The 17,723-nt window shown below is 38.0% G+C and carries 20 protein-coding genes; 2 read left to right on the top strand and 18 right to left on the bottom strand.

The window, feature by feature from the left end; genetic code table 11:
- Positions 1–18 precede the first annotated feature (18 nt).
- From C805_RS09410 to C805_RS09345, 17 genes are all read right to left on the bottom strand, one after another.
- On the bottom strand, positions 19–606 hold the full coding sequence (locus C805_RS09410) for an acyltransferase (protein ID WP_016213598.1): 588 nt from the start codon (positions 604–606) through the stop codon (positions 19–21).
- Complete coding sequence (locus C805_RS09405; RefSeq protein ID WP_016213597.1) at positions 599–1,687, bottom strand: Gfo/Idh/MocA family protein; 1,089 nt, start codon at positions 1,685–1,687, stop codon at positions 599–601. Before C805_RS09405 ends, C805_RS09410 begins: the two co-directional genes overlap by 8 nt.
- Positions 1,688–1,689: 2 nt before the next feature.
- Positions 1,690–2,598 carry a UDP-3-O-(3-hydroxymyristoyl)glucosamine N-acyltransferase gene (locus tag C805_RS25055; RefSeq protein ID WP_016213596.1) on the bottom strand — a complete coding sequence of 303 codons (909 nt, stop codon included), beginning with the start codon at positions 2,596–2,598 and terminating at the stop codon, positions 1,690–1,692.
- A 28-nt stretch (positions 2,599–2,626) separates the two neighbouring features.
- Positions 2,627–3,301, bottom strand: a complete 675-nt coding sequence (locus C805_RS09400) for a polysaccharide deacetylase family protein (RefSeq protein ID WP_196811060.1) — start codon at positions 3,299–3,301, stop codon at positions 2,627–2,629.
- 67 nt (positions 3,302–3,368) lie between these two features.
- On the bottom strand, positions 3,369–4,685 hold the full coding sequence (locus C805_RS09395) for a nucleotide sugar dehydrogenase (protein ID WP_016213594.1): 1,317 nt from the start codon (positions 4,683–4,685) through the stop codon (positions 3,369–3,371).
- Positions 4,686–4,718: 33 nt separating this feature from the next.
- On the bottom strand, positions 4,719–5,864 hold the full coding sequence (locus tag C805_RS09390) for a glycosyltransferase (RefSeq protein ID WP_016213593.1): 1,146 nt from the start codon (positions 5,862–5,864) through the stop codon (positions 4,719–4,721).
- A complete protein-coding gene (locus C805_RS27405) occupies positions 5,861–6,070 on the bottom strand; it encodes an LbetaH domain-containing protein (protein ID WP_016213592.1) in 210 nt (69 codons plus the stop codon). The genes C805_RS09390 and C805_RS27405 overlap by 4 nt, the downstream gene beginning before the upstream one ends.
- Before the next feature lie 26 nt (positions 6,071–6,096).
- Positions 6,097–6,483 (bottom strand): LbetaH domain-containing protein, encoded by a 387-nt coding sequence (locus C805_RS25045; protein WP_016213591.1) that lies wholly within the window; start codon positions 6,481–6,483, stop codon positions 6,097–6,099.
- A 4-nt stretch (positions 6,484–6,487) separates the two neighbouring features.
- Positions 6,488–7,258, bottom strand: a complete 771-nt coding sequence (locus tag C805_RS09380; RefSeq protein WP_016213590.1) for an AglZ/HisF2 family acetamidino modification protein — start codon at positions 7,256–7,258, stop codon at positions 6,488–6,490.
- A 19-nt stretch (positions 7,259–7,277) separates the two neighbouring features.
- Positions 7,278–7,892 carry an imidazole glycerol phosphate synthase subunit HisH gene (gene hisH / locus C805_RS09375; RefSeq protein ID WP_016213589.1) on the bottom strand — a complete coding sequence of 205 codons (615 nt, stop codon included), beginning with the start codon at positions 7,890–7,892 and terminating at the stop codon, positions 7,278–7,280.
- A gap of 1 nt (position 7,893) precedes the next feature.
- Positions 7,894–9,027 (bottom strand): N-acetyl sugar amidotransferase, encoded by a 1,134-nt coding sequence (locus C805_RS09370; protein WP_016213588.1) that lies wholly within the window; start codon positions 9,025–9,027, stop codon positions 7,894–7,896.
- Between the two features lie 17 nt (positions 9,028–9,044).
- A complete protein-coding gene (locus C805_RS09365) occupies positions 9,045–10,250 on the bottom strand; it encodes a glycosyltransferase family 4 protein (protein ID WP_016213587.1) in 1,206 nt (401 codons plus the stop codon).
- 114 nt (positions 10,251–10,364) lie between these two features.
- Entirely contained in the window at positions 10,365–10,991 is a 627-nt protein-coding gene (locus tag C805_RS09360) for a sugar transferase (RefSeq protein ID WP_016213586.1), read from the bottom strand.
- Between the two features lie 15 nt (positions 10,992–11,006).
- Positions 11,007–11,636, bottom strand: coding sequence for a NeuD/PglB/VioB family sugar acetyltransferase (locus C805_RS0104380; RefSeq protein ID WP_022750913.1), 630 nt, complete (start codon positions 11,634–11,636; stop codon positions 11,007–11,009).
- A complete protein-coding gene (locus tag C805_RS09355; protein ID WP_016213584.1) occupies positions 11,572–12,273 on the bottom strand; it encodes an acetyltransferase in 702 nt (233 codons plus the stop codon). Before C805_RS09355 ends, C805_RS0104380 begins: the two co-directional genes overlap by 65 nt.
- Position 12,274: 1 nt before the next feature.
- Positions 12,275–13,459 carry an aminotransferase class I/II-fold pyridoxal phosphate-dependent enzyme gene (locus tag C805_RS09350; protein ID WP_016213583.1) on the bottom strand — a complete coding sequence of 395 codons (1,185 nt, stop codon included), beginning with the start codon at positions 13,457–13,459 and terminating at the stop codon, positions 12,275–12,277.
- A 183-nt stretch (positions 13,460–13,642) separates the two neighbouring features.
- The gene (locus C805_RS09345; RefSeq protein WP_016213582.1) at positions 13,643–14,749 is read right to left on the bottom strand and encodes an acyltransferase family protein; all 1,107 of its coding nucleotides are present in this window, start codon (positions 14,747–14,749) and stop codon (positions 13,643–13,645) included.
- Positions 14,750–14,991: 242 nt separating this feature from the next.
- On the opposite strand from C805_RS09345, the gene C805_RS09340 reads away from it, so the two are divergent.
- Entirely contained in the window at positions 14,992–16,173 is a 1,182-nt protein-coding gene (locus C805_RS09340; RefSeq protein ID WP_016213581.1) for an IS3 family transposase, read from the top strand.
- Positions 16,148–16,372: an IS3 family transposase gene (locus tag C805_RS26945; RefSeq protein WP_016213580.1), complete on the top strand. Its 225-nt coding sequence runs from the start codon at positions 16,148–16,150 to the stop codon at positions 16,370–16,372. Before C805_RS09340 ends, C805_RS26945 begins: the two co-directional genes overlap by 26 nt.
- A gap of 887 nt (positions 16,373–17,259) precedes the next feature.
- Here the strand turns inward: C805_RS26945 and C805_RS09335 are convergent.
- Positions 17,260–17,673, bottom strand: coding sequence for a GtrA domain-containing protein (locus tag C805_RS09335; protein ID WP_016213579.1), 414 nt, complete (start codon positions 17,671–17,673; stop codon positions 17,260–17,262).
- Positions 17,674–17,723 lie beyond the last annotated feature (50 nt).

Here is a 17,723-nt window from a genome sequence, read left to right as displayed (position 1 = left end):
AGAAAAACAGTAATTGTGTCATTTAATATTCTCATATTTACATTTAAACTTCAAAGTTTCATTTTCTAATGTATATTCCTTTTTGCAATCCTTACAAATTAAAGTTTCGCTTAATACCTGTCCACATTCACATACCCATCCAATTTGTTTTGCGGGAACTCCTGCCATAAGCGCATGTGGCTTAACATCTTTTGTTACTACTGCTCCCGCTGCTATAGTGGCATACTCCCCTATTGTGTGTCCACAAACTATAGTACAATTTGCTCCCAAAGTCGCATCATGTTTCACTACTGTCTTCTTATACTTATGATTTTTTGAATACCTGGCTCGTGGCGTGGTATCATTTGTAAACACCATCGATGGCCCACAAAATACATAGTCTTCCAGTTCCACACCTTCATACACAGAAACATTATTTTGTATTTTTACACTATTTCCAATTCTCACGTTATTTGCAACATTTACGTTCTGTCCCAGCGAACAGTTCTCACCAATAATGGCCCCAGACTGTATATGGCAAAAATGCCATATCTTTGTCCCATTCCCTATTTTCACGTCACCATCTACATAACTGCTCTCATGCATAAAAGAATTATTATTATTCATCCACTTTCCTGTTTTCAAACCTTCCTGTAAATTCTATTGTAGAACACTCTTCTAATGGTAGTTTAACAGTTTTCCCTTCCGCTGCCGATTTATAAATTGCAAGTACAAGTTCCAATGCTCTTTTTCCAGCTTCTGCGTTCACATACGCTTCCCGCTCCTGTTCAATTGCTTCAATCATGTCTGCATAAAGAGGATTATGCCCAAATCCATACACATTTGGTGGATTCTCGGCAAATTCTTCTATTACTGCCTCTGGCCTGTCCAGAGAATCTGCAAAACGCCATTCTTCAATTTTATTTACACTTTGTCCTCCGGCTTTTACCATTCCCTTTTCTCCGAACAAATAAAGCGTCTCTTCCAGATTGTTGGGATACACATCCGTGGTTCCTTCTATAATGCCATATGAACCATTTTTAAATTTTACTAATGCTATTCCAAGATCCTCTGCTTCTATATAATCATGATTCAGTCTGTCAGTCATTCCCATAACTTCTTCTATCTCGTCCCCCATCATCCAGCGGAGTAAGTCTATATTATGAATACACTGATTCATTAACGCGCCCCCATCCTGCTCCCAGGTACCGCGCCATTTCGCTTTTGAATAATATTCATAATCTCTGCACCAGCGTATGTGGGCAGTCCCATAAAGCATTCGACCAAACCGATCCATCTCCAGTGCTTCTCGTATCTTCTGTATTGATTTATTAAAACGATTCTGATGCGACGTACAGACTTTTACTCCTTTTTCTTTAGCTGCTTCTATAATTGCATCCGCCTCCGCAATTGAAAGAGCAATTGGCTTTTCAATAATTAAATTGCACCCCTTATTGATACAATCCAGAGCAATCGCTGCATGTTTTCCACTTTCTGTAGCAATTGCCACAAGTTCAGGCCTCTCCTTCTCAAGCATTAAATGATAATCCGTATATTGATGGATATTCTCAAGTTGAAACTTTGACACCTTATCTTCCATCATACTTTTGTCAATGTCACATAACCCTACAAATTCCAGGTTATTATTTTTTGCTGCTACTATATGATTCGGAGATATCCGACCACATCCAATTAATGCATACTTCATTGCTATTTGTCTCCTTTTTTTATGTTTCTAATTGTTCTCGCCGGAATCCCGGCTACAACAGAACCATTCTCTACAGATTTTGTCACTACAGCTCCAAGACCTACAAATCCATCTGTTCCTATTTCAAGCTGATTTTTCACTATCCCTCCAGGTGCAATATATGCCCCATCGTGTAATACCACACTTCCACATATTGCCGCTCCCGCCACTACACATACAGATCTTCCAATTCTGACATTATGTGCTATATGAACAAGATTATCTATTTTTGAATTGTCTCCAATAACAGTATCATCCAGAGTTCCTCTGTCAATACACACATTCGCACCAATTTCCACATCATTTCCTATAATCACGCCACCAAAATGCTCTACTTTTCCAATTGTTCCGTCATCCTTAAAAAAATAACCATAACCATCTGTTCCAATTACCGTTCCGGAATGAATCATACAGTTATTTCCAATTTTAATATTACCCTGAATTACTACATTATTCTCAATTACGGTATGAGTCCCGACTGATACATTACCCAAAATGCTACAATTACAGCCTATTGACACGGTTGAATCAATATCTGCCTTTTGATCTATCACGGTGCCCCTGCCAATATTTCCTTCTTTATATCCTGTCCCCCAGAAATTTCTTAATATGGCAAAAAACATTTCTTTCGAAAATTCACTTATGATAATATTATCGACATCTATATTTACACCTTTCTGTACAACTGCACAGTCTATATTAACAGGCCTTCCTGCATCAATATAATTTTTCTCTTTTTTAATCCATGTAATTGTATTTTTATCATAATTCATTAACGCTGAAAAGCCTGAAATTTCTGTGTCCTTATCTCCCTTAAATTCATATCTATATTCCTGATTATCCAACCATTCTAATATTTCTTTTATCTTCATTTAACACCGTCATTTTATAAACCTTTCTTTACAATACTTCTCCTGACAACATAACAGATTCCAGGTCAGTAAAATTAGACTGTAAAAAATTATATCGACTTCGATTAGCATTATTAACAAATTCAAAAATAGAATCATGGAGACTTCTGTCTGTCATATTATACCAAAAAGGATGTGTCAGGATATGCAATCTGTCATATTCCTGTGCTTCAATAATATGTTCCACTGGTTCTCTCCATCTACGTCTGGAATCAGACAAGTACTTAAATTCTTTAAAAAATTTTTGCCCATAACTATTAATCATTCCGGGTATTTGCAAATCTACATCTAATATGGCTTTACCTGGCCTGTGCATGGAAACACATTTAATATCCTGGCCAACTGCAACACTCAACAATTTTCTCTCTTCTATTATCTTACTTTTAATTTTCTCCGGATTACCAGCAATTTCCGGATACCGAACTTCATCAAAATGTAAACCAATTGTATGCCCGCAATCTACAATTTGTCTTAAAGCGTCAACATTTTTTTTAGAAAATACATTATAAAAATCAGATGTTAACAAAACAAAATACGTTGCTTTGTACCCCCCCCCGGTTTCTTTTTCCAACATGGCCAAATCAACTGCTTTTTTTATATCATAATCAATATCATGTCGAAGAATTACAGAACGATCGTACTCATTCCAATTCTCATAATTCACTATGTGGTATCCATTCCTCTGTAACTTTCGCAATAATTCTGTATATGATTCATATGTGAACTTCATTTTATAATACCTCTATATTTTCACGATTTTTAATCTTACTCATGACATTTTTCGTATCAAATATTGCTTTCGCATTTTGTTGAACCATATCATAATCCACATTATGGTGGGCTGTCGTAACCATTATGAGATCATAAGAAGCAACAATTTCCGGTGTCAGACTTTTCAGGCTTTTTCCACTTTGTCCATACATGTTTTTGAACTCCGGTACCCATGGATCATAATATTCAACGTCTGCTCCCACTTTTCTTAATTCCTTCATCACACGAATTGCAGGCGACTCCCGATAATCATCGATATCATTCTTGTATGACACTCCTAACATCAGAACTTTTGCACCATTTATCGCTTTTTTATGGCGATTAAGTATATGCATGGCACGCTCCATACAATATTCCGGCTGACTGTCATTGATCACCATGGAATTTTCAATAAGCGTCGTATGAAAACCATACTCTCTTGCCTTCCAGGTTAAATAATACGGATCCAGCGGTATACAATGGCCGCCAAGCCCTGGTCCCGGATAAAAAGGTTGAAAACCGTAAGGCTTTGTTTTAGCAGCTTCAATTACCTCCCATATCGATATACCCATCTCATGGCATAATCGCCCTATCTCGTTAATCAGTCCTATATTAATATTTCGATACGTATTCTCCAGAATCTTTTCCATCTCAGCAACTGCCGGTGATGATACTGTAAAAACCTCCCCTTCCAACACTGCACGATACATGGCGCTGATAACATCTGCTGCATCTTCTCCTATTGCCCCGACAACTTTGGGTGTATTTTTTGTTTTGTAAATTAAATTTCCTGGATCAACCCGTTCCGGACTAAAGCCCAGAAAAAAATCTGTTCCACATGTTAAGCCAGAACCTTCTTCCAATATTGGTTTTATCAATTCTTCTGTCGTACCTGGATACGTAGTTGATTCCAACACCACCATTGTTCCCGCCTTTAAGTACTTCGCTACTTCTGTCGCGGAATTTTTTACATAACTGATATCTGGTTCCTGATGCTCGTCCAACGGAGTCGGTACGCAGATTGCTATAAAATCTACATTTTTAATAAAAGAAAAATCATTGGTTGCAGACAGCATACCTTTACTTACCAGTTCTGCCAAATCTGAATCAACAACATCCCCTATATAATTGTGCCCACTATTGACCATATCTACTTTGGAGTTTTGCACATCAAATCCAATTGTTTTAAATCCTGCTTTTGCCTTCTCAACAGCAAGGGGCAATCCTACATATCCCAGACCTACCACACCTGCAATAATCTCTTTATTATTGATTTTTTTTATAAGATTCTCTTTCATAATCTTCTCTCCATAATCTCGCTCTTTATCTTGTCATTTGCAATATCTTTTCGCAAGTTTTTTATAATCCAGTATATTCTCAGCGCACCTGACCGTTTCTTTTTTCAACTTGTCCAATGATATTTTTCCATTCATTATATCTTTAAATGCCTTCACTATATCATTTTGTTTTTTAACCCAAATAAAATTACCACAATCTATATCCCTATATGCCTGAAATGGATATGCAAGTACAGGCAAAAAATTACATATTGCATTCTGGAGAGTAGCAGATACACTACCTGGCTGGCAATAAAGGTCAGAAGCACATAAGTATTCCATCATTTCATCAGGTCTTTTCCATCCTAAAAATGTAACCCTTTTATCCCTTTCTATTAATTTCCTCAGAATTTTATCCCTCTCATTTGGAATTGAACCAATTATTATCAGTTTGGCATTTAATTCTTTAACGGTATAAAAAGCATTTAATAAAGCATCTGTCTTTTTAAATGCATCTAATTTTCCTGTATGAACCAATAACAATTCTTCTTCCGCCAGCCCTAATTCTTCCCGTTTCTTTTTCCTTACATAATCATATTTATCTTTCTCTGGTAAAATCCCTCCCAGAGGAAAAAACTCCATAATAGTTTCAGGAACTTTATATACCTCCATATTAAACTTCTTTTCATTTGCACCAATATAATAATATTTTTCCAAAAACGGAATCGTTTTCTGAATCAAATATTTGTAATATTGCTTGTGTAATAAATTCATTGACAGCCAGCCTGTACCACTGTTATAATATGCCGAGTGTGTATCTGCAAACAACCTTACATCCGGATTTTGCTTTTTATATTCCACTACTTCCAGAACAGAAGCAAAACACAAATCATGCATAAAAATAATATCTGGCTTTATCTTCCTTAATTCTTTATAAACTCCTTTATATTTCCTTATCTTGGATGATACAAACTGGTTAATAACCTTTTTATACGCCAGTCTTTTTACCGGAATACCACTTTCTGTTACATATGCTCCCGGATTTACAAATCCAAGTTTCACATTTTCAATAAATGTTTCTGTGGAGGCTAAAATATATACTTCATGCCCATCCTCTTTATTAATTTCAGGTAATACATTTTCCTGGTAATTATAATTATCTACATAATAACACGCTAAACATAAATGAAGAATTCTCATCCACTGTCCTCTGCTTTCTTTATAAATTCCTCTACATTATCTGCAAAGTTAGCCAAACCATCAATTTTCTTCAATGAATAATTCCACCAACAAATCTTTTCTAACCTATGAATTACATCATCCGAAAATCTGTATCTAATAACACGAGCAGGATTTCCACATACTATGGCATATGGAGGCACGTCTTTTGTTACAACGGCCCCCATACCTACACAGGCTCCATTTCCAATTACTACCCCCCCCCCCTTACCAAAACGTCTCTTCCTATCCAGACATCATTTCCTATCCTTGTTTTGGCAGGACTCGCATCATACGACAATTTAGCCAAGTTTTTGGGGATACTGTCTTTCCCATAATAAAATGCAGGAGAGGTTGAAATCCATTCTAACGGATGATTTGCCGCTCCTATAACCACATTATCCCCTATTGATGTAAATCTTCCTATTTCTGCATTTATAATAGTACAATTATAACCGCAATATGAATATCTTCCCATTTTTGAATTAATAACTGTACTTCTGGCTTCTGCCTTGGATGGCTTTTCAAAACGGCTGTTTTTTATGGCCGACAAAGGCAGTTTTTTACAAAATTTAGACCATAAATATGTGATTTTAAACATCCTTCTACTCCTTAAAAATATTGTATGAGTAATAATCTTCTTCCGTTGGTGCAGTTATCAGTACTGCTTTAAGTTTTCCATAATACACAAACATACTCCCTCCGGCTGCGGCATGAGCATGTCCTTTATGGAGCACTTCTTTTAAATCTTCTATCCCTGCCGCTCCTCCACAGGCAGTAACCGGAATATTTACAGAATTCACGATATTCTTCACTAATTTTAAATCATAGCCACTCATCATCCCATCACGGTCCACAGAATTAATAAATATCTCTCCTGCCCCCAATTCTTCTGCCTGTTTCGCAAGTGTCTTCGGCGATATTTTCACAATCTCCTGTCCATCATGAATTGCACACATATATTTTCCATGAACAAGTTTCGCGTCAATGGAAGCAACCACACTCTGGCTTCCCAATACTTCTACTATCCGCTTCACCAGTTCCGGATTGCGGATAAGCTGTGTATTTATTACCACTTTTTCATATCCAATCTTTGCAAGTTCCCTGGCCTGTTCTACGGTTGTAATGCCACCACCATAAGCCAATGGCATAAACGCTTCCGCCGCTATATCTTTCAATATTTCAAAATCTGGCTCTCTGTGTCTGCTTGTTGCTCCGATGTCAAGAATTGCCAGCTCGTCAATCCCTTTACGGTTAAATATTTTTACTGCATTAACCGGATCTCCCAGATAAGTTCGTTCTTTAAAATTTATCGTTTTTATCAAATCCCGGTCATCTATCAGAAGAACCGGAATAATTCTTGGTCGTACAAACACTTTTTCACCTCGTTATTCGTCAACACTTTTTTACAAAATTCTCCAAAAGAGCCATTCCAAAATTATGGCTTTTTTCCGGATGAAACTGGACACCCAGCACGTTTTCCCTTACTACTGCTGCCGCAAATTCATATCCATAATCACAGGTCATCAGAACATTTTCTTCATTACTGCATACTGCATAGTAGGAATGCACAAAATAATATCTTTGTTGCCCATCCAACTTGTCCAGCAGGGGATTTTTCTGCTTGAATCGGACAATATCCCACCCCATATGGGGAATTTTCAATTCTGTGTTTTCAGGAAATTCAAATCTCCGGTTTGTAAAAGGAATTAATCCAAGACCTTCAAGATTCCCTTCTTCACTTTTTTCTCCCAGCAACTGCATTCCAAGACATATTCCCAGTACGGGTTTCTTATCTTCCAGCGCAATTTTCTTTATTGCTTCCGATAAACCTTTTTCATTCAGATTTTTCATTCCGGCATCAAATGCGCCGACTCCTGGAAGAATCACCTTATCCGCAGACAAAATCGTATCAATATCGTCTGTAATAATATTTTTTTCTCCAATAATTTTAAGCATATTGGCTATTGAGCCAAGATTTCCTAATCCATAATCAATAATCGCTATCATTCTATACCCTTAAATTCCTCTTCTCCATTCCTAATAATTTAGAAACTGCAACACCGGCCCGTATCATCCACATCTCATTCTTATAATCTTCCGGATGTTTATTGGGCTTCGCTATTATTTTATCAAATTCTTTTTCCGTAATTCCCATTTTCTTGGCAACATATTCCTTATCCTGAGCCATCTGATCAGGGTCATATGGCGGCTGCTCCAGTATTTCCAGAGCTTCTTCCCTCGTTATAGTACCGGCAAGAATCTGATTGGAAAGCACATTCCGCCGCGTATCATACCCAAATTTATGGGGCAGATAATATCCTTCAAAAAAACGTGTAAATACATTTTCATAATGTTTGTTTTCATACTTTGTCCAACCATATTTTTCATGAAGAAATTGCTGTGCCTTCTCTTTATCATATACCACGTAATCAAGAGGATATACGCGACGCATTCCATTAATATAGCGATATGCTACTCTGTATTTTACCATCCCACACATTGGGAAGGTTCTCAGGGGAACCCTGCCATATTTTCTGTGAATATCTTTCATCATGGTTAGATCATTCATATATAAAATTCCAACAGGGGGACGCACAAATTCCGTTGAATTGTTTGAGCCTGTAAGTACATATTTAATATGATGTTTTACCGCATAATTGTAAAGTCCCGCAAATATGGCATGATCCTGCGGCTGATCACACGAAGATATGGAGGCTTTAAAATAAGAAAGCTGCAAATCCGCCATTTCTTTCCAGTTTACAACCTCTGTATACATATCAAGGTCCAGCCCTTTTACGATTTTCTCAATATTCTCAACGGCAACATTCAAATTCCAGCCCGTATCCACAACTAACACCAGTGGTCGCAAATGCATGACTTCCTTTGCAATATAGGCCATATAGGAACTGTCCGCCCCACCACTGAGCCCAAGTATACAATCGTAATCATGTCCTTTTCCTGCTTTACGAATTTTTTTTGCAAGTTCTTCCAACTCATCAAAACGATTTTCCTGTGGCTTCCAATATGGTTTTATGTTTTTTTCATAGTTTCTGCAATGATCACACACACCTCTGCTGTCAAAAGTAATTTTTGAATCAGAAGTGTCCATAACACACTGTGTACAAATCTGATATTTCTTCATATTATATTTCCCTGTCCTCACATTCTTCTCATAATTATCTTATACGCCGTTTCCGTACTGTAATTATCCTTCAAATAATTATACGCTTTACTACCCATGATCTCTTTGTCATCCCTGCAGGCTTCAAGAATTTTCCTGGCAAAACCTGCTGCAATATTACTCTCACACCACCATCCAAAGCCATTATCGACAATAATTTTCCCAATATCCGTAGCTTTGTCTGTTACTGCCAGCACCGGTAATTTAGCTCCCATATATCCGAGGAGCCTGCTTGGAAAATTGGGAATTGTAAATCTGTGATCAAGAAAAATCATTCCCACATCACAGGCAGCTAATACTTTATCATAATCTTCTTTCGGCAGCCAACGATGTAATGAAATATTTTTAATCTTATACTTTTCAACATAATACTGAATTCTTTCATATTCTGTTCCATCCCCTATGATAAGGAAATAAACATTTGCATTTTTTCTTTGAGTATGCAGACATTTCAGCATAAACTCTATGCCCTGAGGTTTTCCAAGGTTACCCCCATAAACAAAAACAGTCTTATTCTCCGGTATATTATATTTTTTTCTTATCTTCAGGCGCTCCTCCGTATTAATGCTCACATCTGCCACATTTATACTATTGGGACATACCTCAATTTTAGAAGAATGGATTTCCTGATTATGCTTTAAAATATATTTAACATTGGCATCAGACATGCAACCAATCGTATCTGAAATTTCATAAAGCCTCTTTTCCTTATTTCTGAAATATTTATACACCCCACCTTTTATACCTTTTTTACATAACAGTCCTATATCCACAGCATTTTGGGGAAAAATATCTTTTAACAGTAAATACGTTTTTGCGCGATCTCTCTTTTTTACATATTGTATTACTTTACAAAATGTAATCGGTGGTGTAGAATACAGTATAAGATCAAACTTAACATTTCCAAAGTATTTCCTGATTGCCATCATAAACTGCGATTCGATACATAGAGTGCTAATCCCTTTTTCAAAAATATTTGTCTTTTGTATATTACCAGTTTTCAGCTTCAATATGTTACAATTTTGCTCTGATACTAAATGTGTCCCCTGCTTTTTTTTACGTTCTACCGGAGAAATCGCATATACTTTGTGCCCATTTCTCAAAAATTGTCTGAGCAGATCTGTATATATATTCCGTTCTTCCACAGAAGCAAAATCAACAAGGGTTAAAAATAATATATTCATACCTTTTCCTGTGTCATCTCCTGTTTTCGTTTAAAATTCACATAATAACATACATAAATAATCCATAATTTTCCAGTGTTACAGAGTTAAGAATAGCACAATTCTGATTTTATGTCAACGTACCATGCTTTTCATGGCTTTTTCTCCTCGAAATTCTTCCATGGTTGCAGACGTCTCACTGTTAATACCTTCATGCCCTAACACCGTCTTTATCGTCTTCAGTATGATTTTTACGTCATTCATAAACGTAATATTTTCCACATATCTGACGTCCCATTCAAATTTTTCTTCCCAGCTTATGGCATTTCGGCCATTCACCTGTGCCAGACCAGTAACTCCCGGTCGTACCCTATGCCGCTTTCTCTGTCTTTTACTATAAAGGGGCAAATATTTCACCAGTAAAGGACGCGGCCCTACAATGCTCATATCTCCTTTTAAGATATTAAACAACTCTGGCAATTCATCCAGACTCGTACTCCTCAATTTTTTCCCAAAAGAAGTCAGTCGTTCTGCATCCGGCAATAAATTTCCTTTTGCATCTTTTTCATCTGTCATTGTTCGAAATTTATACATTTCAAATATCTTCTCATTCTTTCCTGGCCGTTTCTGTTTAAACAGAACAGGCCTGCCCAGTTTCTTTTCAACTAAAATACTTATAATCAGAAAAACAGGGCTTAGAATTACAATTCCCATAAGCGATAAAACAAAATCTATCCAACGTTTTAAAAATTTTTTATACATATATCCCTTTCCACATTATTTTATTTTTCTTGCAGGTATTCCTGTATAGGTACCCTTTTCCACAATATCTTTTACTACTACTGCTCCCGCTCCTATTACCACATCATCACTAACAGATACATTATTACAAATAATTGCTCCTGCCCCAACCCATGTACTTTTTCCAACTTTCACATTGCCAGCCAGATGGCTTCCCACTGATATATGAGCATAATCGTCTAATTTACATCCATGATCTACAGAAGCCAGAGTATTTACAATAACTCCATCTCCAATTTCAACGCCGGACTGAATAACAGCTCCGGCCATTATCACAGTCCCTTTTCCTATTCTGACTGTTTCATCTGATAATATTCCCTCCGGATGAACCAGTGTTACAAGATTTACTCCTGCCCTTTCGTACTTCTCCTGAATCTGCTTTCTGATGAATGCATTTCCTACAGCAATAATTACATCAAATTCTCCCTTATGATTTATTGCAAAATCAACACATCCAACTACTGTTTTTTCTGTTTTCAACAGCGTCTCATCATCGTCCAGGAAATAAATTTCCTGGTAAATTCCTGTTTTTCCGGCAAGCTCAAAAATGACCTTTCCGTGTCCACTCGCGCCTGCTATAAGGAGTTTTTTCCCCCCCCCCCCCAAAAAATTTTACAGGTTTTGCAGGCATGCCCATGGCTGTACAATCTGATGGCAAATTACGCACAACAACCGCTCCCGCTCCCACAATGGTATTCTTCCCTATCGTTTTTCCCTGAATAATTTTGCATCCTGTACCTAATTCTACGCCCTTCTCTATCTGTGTACATCCGGAAATATTCACACCAGGATAAACTGTAACAAAAGATTCCATAGTTACATCATGCCCTACCGTACATGAGAGATTTAAAATCACAAAATCTTTTATTATAATATTTACAGTGAGGATATTTCCCGCACAGATAATATTTCCTTCTCCCATAGACAAAAATGTGGATGACTGAACATCCGGATCTATCAGATTGGGAAACTGAAAATTTCCAATCTTCTTTATTTCGGAAATTATTTTCTCCCTTGTCTGTGCTGAACCCACTGCACATACTACTGACATGGAATCATCATATTCCCGTAGTTTTTCCATGCCCCCCAGCACTTTATATCCATTGACCTCTGTTCCCGGCTCCAAGCCATCATCCAGATAACCCTCTATCTGCCAAAACGGTTCTTTTTGGTTAATACGTTCTATCAGCCATTGTACTTCCCTGCCAAATCCACCGGCGCCAAATATCAGAATTTTTTTCATCCTATTTCCACAACTTTCTTACTACAGCACACACCCGTTCCAAATCATCATCCGTCATCTTACTGTCACTGGGCATGCAGACACCTCTCTCAAAAATCTGCCCACTGATACTGTTATCTGCGCCTGTTTCTTCATCCACTATGTGCAGTCCTTCCACTGTAGAAACAAAATCACAATCTGCAAACACCGGCTGCAAATGCATGGGTTTCCAGATTGGTCGGCTCTCCACGTCATCATCTTCCAATGCCTGCATAATATCCAGTGGCTTTACTTTGCAATCCGCATCTAATTGGACAGATGTAAGCCAACAGTTGCTTCTGGTATTTTCCATCATTGGCATAAAATGAATCTCTGGCAAATCTCCCAGATGTTTTCGATAATATTCATAAATATATCGTTTCTTTTTCACACGTCTGTCCAACACCTTCAGCTGTCCTCTGCCGATTCCGGCTACGATATTGCTCATACGATAATTATACCCAATTTCTGTATGTTGATACCAACGTGCAGGCTCCCGTGCCTGCGTCGCCCAGTAGAGGACCTTCCTGGCTTTTTCTTCCGCATCCTCTGTATTTACCAGCAGCATACCTCCTCCGGAACTTGTTATAATTTTATTCCCGTTAAAACTGATAATTCCATAATCTCCAAAAGTTCCTGTATATCTTCCATGATATATGGTTCCCAGGCTTTCGGCTGCATCTTCAATCAATGGAACCTGATATCTTTGGCATATCTCCACAATTTCATCAATATGAGCACAGATACCATATAAATGTACCACAAGAACTGCTTTCGGCCGCTGTCCCTGCTTCTCATATTTTTCAAATGCAAGTTCCAGAGCCTTCGGATCCATATTCCAGGTTCCTTCATCACTGTCTATAAACACCGGAGTGGCTTTTTCATAAACAATTGGATTTGCAGTAGCAGAAAAAGTCAGGGACTGGCAAAACACGATATCGCCCTGACTTACTCCAATTGCTTTTAATGCCATATGTATGGCGGCGGTACCTGCGGAAAGAGCTACTGCCTTCTCAACTCCCAGCTTCGCTGCCATCTCCTTTTCAAATTCTGTCACATTCTTTCCAAGAGGTGCAATCCAGTTGGTATCAAATGCTTCCTTTATATATTCCTGTTCATACCCTTCTTCGCTCATATGGGGCGAGGAAAGAAAAATATGCTGCTTCATCTTGTCCTCCTGTCATGCAAAATACTCTATAGACTTATACATTGTTTTCTATTGTACTACAGTTTTCCAATAATTGCAAATATTAAAATTCTCCCGAACTTCTGTATTTTCATTATCATATAATATATATTACATATTCTTTGTCTTTAATATAACAGTTTCATAATAAAACACGCTAAAGTTTTATTTACAATCTAATTTCTTTTTTGCAATTACTACTATTTTTTTCTCCATATTCCAGATATATGTAACAAGAAGTGAAGCAAAATATGTAAGGAGCATTAATAAAATCAACGATAAAACACCCCATTGTGGCGCTACAACCAATCTGACAACATCATAAAAATAGTAACAGAAAAAGCCATGTATAAGCCACATATTTGTACTTTGTTTTCCAATATACAATAACATGTTTTCTAATATATGTATTCTCTTTACCAAGTCGAGAATTGCTACTATCATAACTGGAACATAAAAAATATCCAGAGCATCACCAGGTCCACTTGTTCTGATATAAACTATTAATACAAGAATAATTACATCTGATATTGGATTCAACATATTATTTTTTTTCATCTGTATTTGTAATTTGATTAATAAATCATCTTTTGCCATACCCCCCCCCATCCAAAAACACGCAATATATGGTGCAGGCTGACACAGAAATGCCTTATATAAAAAATTATTATTCAAAGTTCCAATCATCTCTATATTTCCTATTACAGGCAAAATATTTGTAACCAGTATGCTGCCCAATATTATAATTGTAATATTGATTGCCGCCGAATATCGGTCAAGAATTTTTTTTACCACTACAAAAGATACTACCGCATAGATATAGCTTTGAAAAAACCACCATTCACTGCTATACGTACTATAAATACCCAGGAAATTTTTCAGCAACTCATCCCAGCTAAAAACAGAAAATCTGTTACAAAATTCCGAGCTTTTATAATATACTGGATAGTCTCTAAAAAATATGAATCCTAATGGAACAAAAATAACAAATACTTTCCAATAAGATAAATACAGCCCTTTCAATTTTCTGAATAAATCAACCCCCTGTTCCTGAAAAGTTTTATACATTCCATATCCGCCGACAAAGAAAAACAAAGACACACATATTTTTCCAAACATTCCCAAATACATAATCGCACTTTCTCCGGAAACAGATAACAGACATTTTAGTTCGCCACCTGGTAATCTTTCCGGAAATGCCCACAAATGATGCAAAATCATCAAAGTGACTGCCATACCTTTTATTATTTTTGTATCTTCGCGTGTAAACATTCTTCTTTAGCCTCCACAAAATATTTTTCATTTTTAGTATAACACAAAAAACAAAAGAAAACATTTGTTTCAATATAATATTTAAATTTTAAATCTGTTCTGATACTACACTTTACAAGTTTTAAACATAAAATGCCATATAGGATACTTAGGTGTATAATAAGTTTGCACACTAAAATATACGAACGGGGGTGCGGACAAAAAACTGGACTTCCACGGACTCCGAAAGGAGCTGGATCACTATGTATTCTCAGGACAAAATCAACATCGCATTACAGGTTTATCACCAGTGCGGTTCTGTAACTAACACCATACGCGTGCTGGGATATCCAACCAGAAGGGCACTCTATACATGGATTGAAAACGAGGGTATCCAAAAGACGCCGCGAAAGGCATTGGATAACACTAATACCGCAACGCACCCACGTAACCCTCCCGTCGAAGTCAAAATGGATGCGATCCACCGTTGCTTTGAGCTTGGAGAAAGTATAAAATATGTGTCAGAGGAGATTGGCTACAGCCGGGCAAGCATCTATGCCTGGCGGAAAAAATATCTCCAGGGAGGCACGGTCGCACTGATGAACGACAAAAACATAAAACCTGGTACCCTTGTGGAAGGCACGCAGGATTCCCCTGATGCTGAAATGCGGCATCTGCTTGCCCGAATGGATGACATGCAGATGGAAATAGACATATTAAAGGAAACCATCAATGTATTAAAAAAAGACCCCGGCATCAACACAGAAACCCTCAAAAACAGGGAGAAGGCAGCGATTGTTGATGCCTTGAAAGGGAAATATCCGCTGCCATTGCTGCTAAAACAGCTTAAACTGCCAAAAAGCAGTTATTATTATCAGGAGACTGTCTTCAAAAAACAGGACAAGTATTCCAGCATACGTAAAAGGATCTCCGCCCTTTTCCATGAAAACAACGGGCGTTATGGGTATCGCAGGATACACGCCCTGCTCAGCCGCGAGGGAACCGTCATCTCCGAGAAAGTTGTGCGCAGGATCATGGCGGAAGATGGGCTTGCGGTCAGAGTCAAGAGCAGGCGGAAATATAGCTCTTATCAAGGGGAGATCTCGCCTTCTGTGCCAAATGTGGTAAACAGGGACTTCCATGCGGAAAAACCGAATGAGAAATGGCTTACCGACATCACAGAATTCGCCATCCCTGCCGGAAAGGTCTATCTTTCCCCGATTGTGGATTGTTTTGATGGGATGCTGCCATACTGGACGGTCAGCACGACACCGGATGCTGCCCTGGTGAATGACATGCTGGATGGCGCAATCTCACAGTCAGGGGTGGCGGAGCATCCCGTCGTCCATTCTGACAGGGGATCACTACCGCTGGTCTGGCTGGATAAGCCGCATGGAGAAAGCCGGATTGGAGCGTTCCATGTCAAAAAAGGGATGCTCCCCTGACAATTCCGCCTGCGAAGGGCTGTTTGGCCGTCTGAAAAACGAGATGTTTTACAACCGGGACTGGACAGGAGTAAGCATCCAGGAATTCATTGACATACTGAATGAATATCTGTCATGGTATAACGAAAAGCGGATAAAAATATCCCTTGGAAACATGAGCCCGTTGGAGTACAGGAGGAGCCTTGGTCTGGCTGCTTAGCCAGTTCAAGAAAATGTCCGCACCCCCAAAGAAGTGATTTCATACGTCAAACTTATTATACAACGATAAACACATAATTGATAGGCTTAATAAAATTCTCTGCATATTTTATCACTTTCCCTGCCCAACTGCTGGAACCCTGTTTCTGTTCGTGCTTTCCGTGCTGGCAATGAATCCGCAAATTCCATCCGCTCTCTCTACAAGCACTTTTTATCCGGCATAGCGCTCAAGTCCCTGAACGCTTTTTTCTATGTGTGCTCTCACGCAAAGACCGACTATACCCCTTTCATGAATGTCACTACAGGGATTTCCCTGCGCCTTATCCCTGACAGCCTGAATTCACAACCGGTATTCCTGTGCATCGACAACACTATGGTTCCAAAATTCGGGACAAAGTTTGAGGACGTGTCAAAGCTTTTCGATCATGCAGCGTATAACGTCTCCAATTACCTGAATGGGCATTGCTTTATCAATATCATGTTCTGTGTCTCTATCTAGAACCGACACAAAATTTCATACCTCTCTGTTCCGCCTGGATACCACATATGGCAGAAAAAGGAATCAAAGCTAGAGCTTGCGACATGCATGGTACTGATCAATGTCAGCTACTGCGCTATGAAGCTGCTCCCATATATGGATAGAGCGATTTGCAGCATACAGGAGTGGCAGCGTACAGGAGTTCCGGTTTGCCCTTAGTGAACGGATACGCCAACAGGTATTTTATGCCAATTTGATACTGAATACCGAAACCACATAAAATCAAACATCATTATCAAAACCTTGAAACTCCTGTGTTTAAAACAAATGGGCTAATCATAAACTTGTAAAGTAGTGTTCTGATACATAATAGCCATAGTGACAAAACCATTCTTCAGCGCAATTTCCACCTACAACTTCTCTATAACCCCCTTCATAACCAGAAAATTCAACACCATAGTAATTGGCGTTACCAGAATTTTGGCAATAACAGAAGAAAATCTCACAATAATTTCCATAGTGCTGTCATTTAAGATTAGCATATTAATTTCATCTAATACTTTTGATATAAACACAATCAATACACTTTGATATAATAAATATATGAAATACTTATATTTCAGCGGTATTTTGCTGCTATTTTGAAATACCCGTCTGGTTGCAAACATAAAAACAAACGTTACCCCTGTCCATGAACTTAATATGTTATTTACAGCTAAATTATCAGAAACAAGTCCCAGGGCAACATAGGAACAAAAATCAAGACTCCAGCCTATACCGCTTATCCCTGTAAATTTTATCGCCTGCAACAGTATATTTTTCAAATTTTATCCTGCTTCCTTTCTAAAATGACATGTAATTCATACCTGACCTT

This window comes from Eubacterium sp. 14-2 (assembly GCF_000403845.2).
GTDB lineage: Bacteria > Bacillota > Clostridia > Lachnospirales > Lachnospiraceae > Petralouisia.
This window is presented reverse-complemented; position numbering and strand designations above follow the sequence as displayed.

Excerpts from the sequence above, each read along its gene's own strand:
- hisH (WP_016213589.1), bottom strand. The coding sequence starts at position 7,892 with ATGATAGCGATTATTGATTATGGATTAGGAAATCTTGGCTCAATAGCC.
- C805_RS09345 (WP_016213582.1), bottom strand. The coding sequence starts at position 14,749 with ATGTTTACACGCGAAGATACAAAAATAATAAAAGGTATGGCAGTCACT.
- C805_RS25055 (WP_016213596.1), bottom strand. The coding sequence starts at position 2,598 with ATGAAGATAAAAGAAATATTAGAATGGTTGGATAATCAGGAATATAGA.
- C805_RS26945 (WP_016213580.1), top strand. The coding sequence starts at position 16,148 with ATGTCAAAAAAGGGATGCTCCCCTGACAATTCCGCCTGCGAAGGGCTG.
- C805_RS09365 (WP_016213587.1), bottom strand. The coding sequence starts at position 10,250 with ATGAATATATTATTTTTAACCCTTGTTGATTTTGCTTCTGTGGAAGAA.
- C805_RS09360 (WP_016213586.1), bottom strand. The coding sequence starts at position 10,991 with ATGTATAAAAAATTTTTAAAACGTTGGATAGATTTTGTTTTATCGCTT.
- C805_RS09355 (WP_016213584.1), bottom strand. The coding sequence starts at position 12,273 with ATGAAAAAAATTCTGATATTTGGCGCCGGTGGATTTGGCAGGGAAGTA.
- C805_RS09405 (WP_016213597.1), bottom strand. The coding sequence starts at position 1,687 with ATGAAGTATGCATTAATTGGATGTGGTCGGATATCTCCGAATCATATA.
- C805_RS09350 (WP_016213583.1), bottom strand. The coding sequence starts at position 13,459 with ATGAAGCAGCATATTTTTCTTTCCTCGCCCCATATGAGCGAAGAAGGG.
- C805_RS09370 (WP_016213588.1), bottom strand. The coding sequence starts at position 9,027 with ATGAAGAAATATCAGATTTGTACACAGTGTGTTATGGACACTTCTGAT.
- C805_RS27405 (WP_016213592.1), bottom strand. The coding sequence starts at position 6,070 with ATGGGGGCCGTTGTAACAAAAGACGTGCCTCCATATGCCATAGTATGT.
- C805_RS09340 (WP_016213581.1), top strand. The coding sequence starts at position 14,992 with ATGTATTCTCAGGACAAAATCAACATCGCATTACAGGTTTATCACCAG.
- C805_RS09410 (WP_016213598.1), bottom strand. The coding sequence starts at position 606 with ATGAATAATAATAATTCTTTTATGCATGAGAGCAGTTATGTAGATGGT.
- C805_RS25045 (WP_016213591.1), bottom strand. The coding sequence starts at position 6,483 with ATGTTTAAAATCACATATTTATGGTCTAAATTTTGTAAAAAACTGCCT.
- C805_RS09395 (WP_016213594.1), bottom strand. The coding sequence starts at position 4,685 with ATGAAAGAGAATCTTATAAAAAAAATCAATAATAAAGAGATTATTGCA.
- C805_RS09390 (WP_016213593.1), bottom strand. The coding sequence starts at position 5,864 with ATGAGAATTCTTCATTTATGTTTAGCGTGTTATTATGTAGATAATTAT.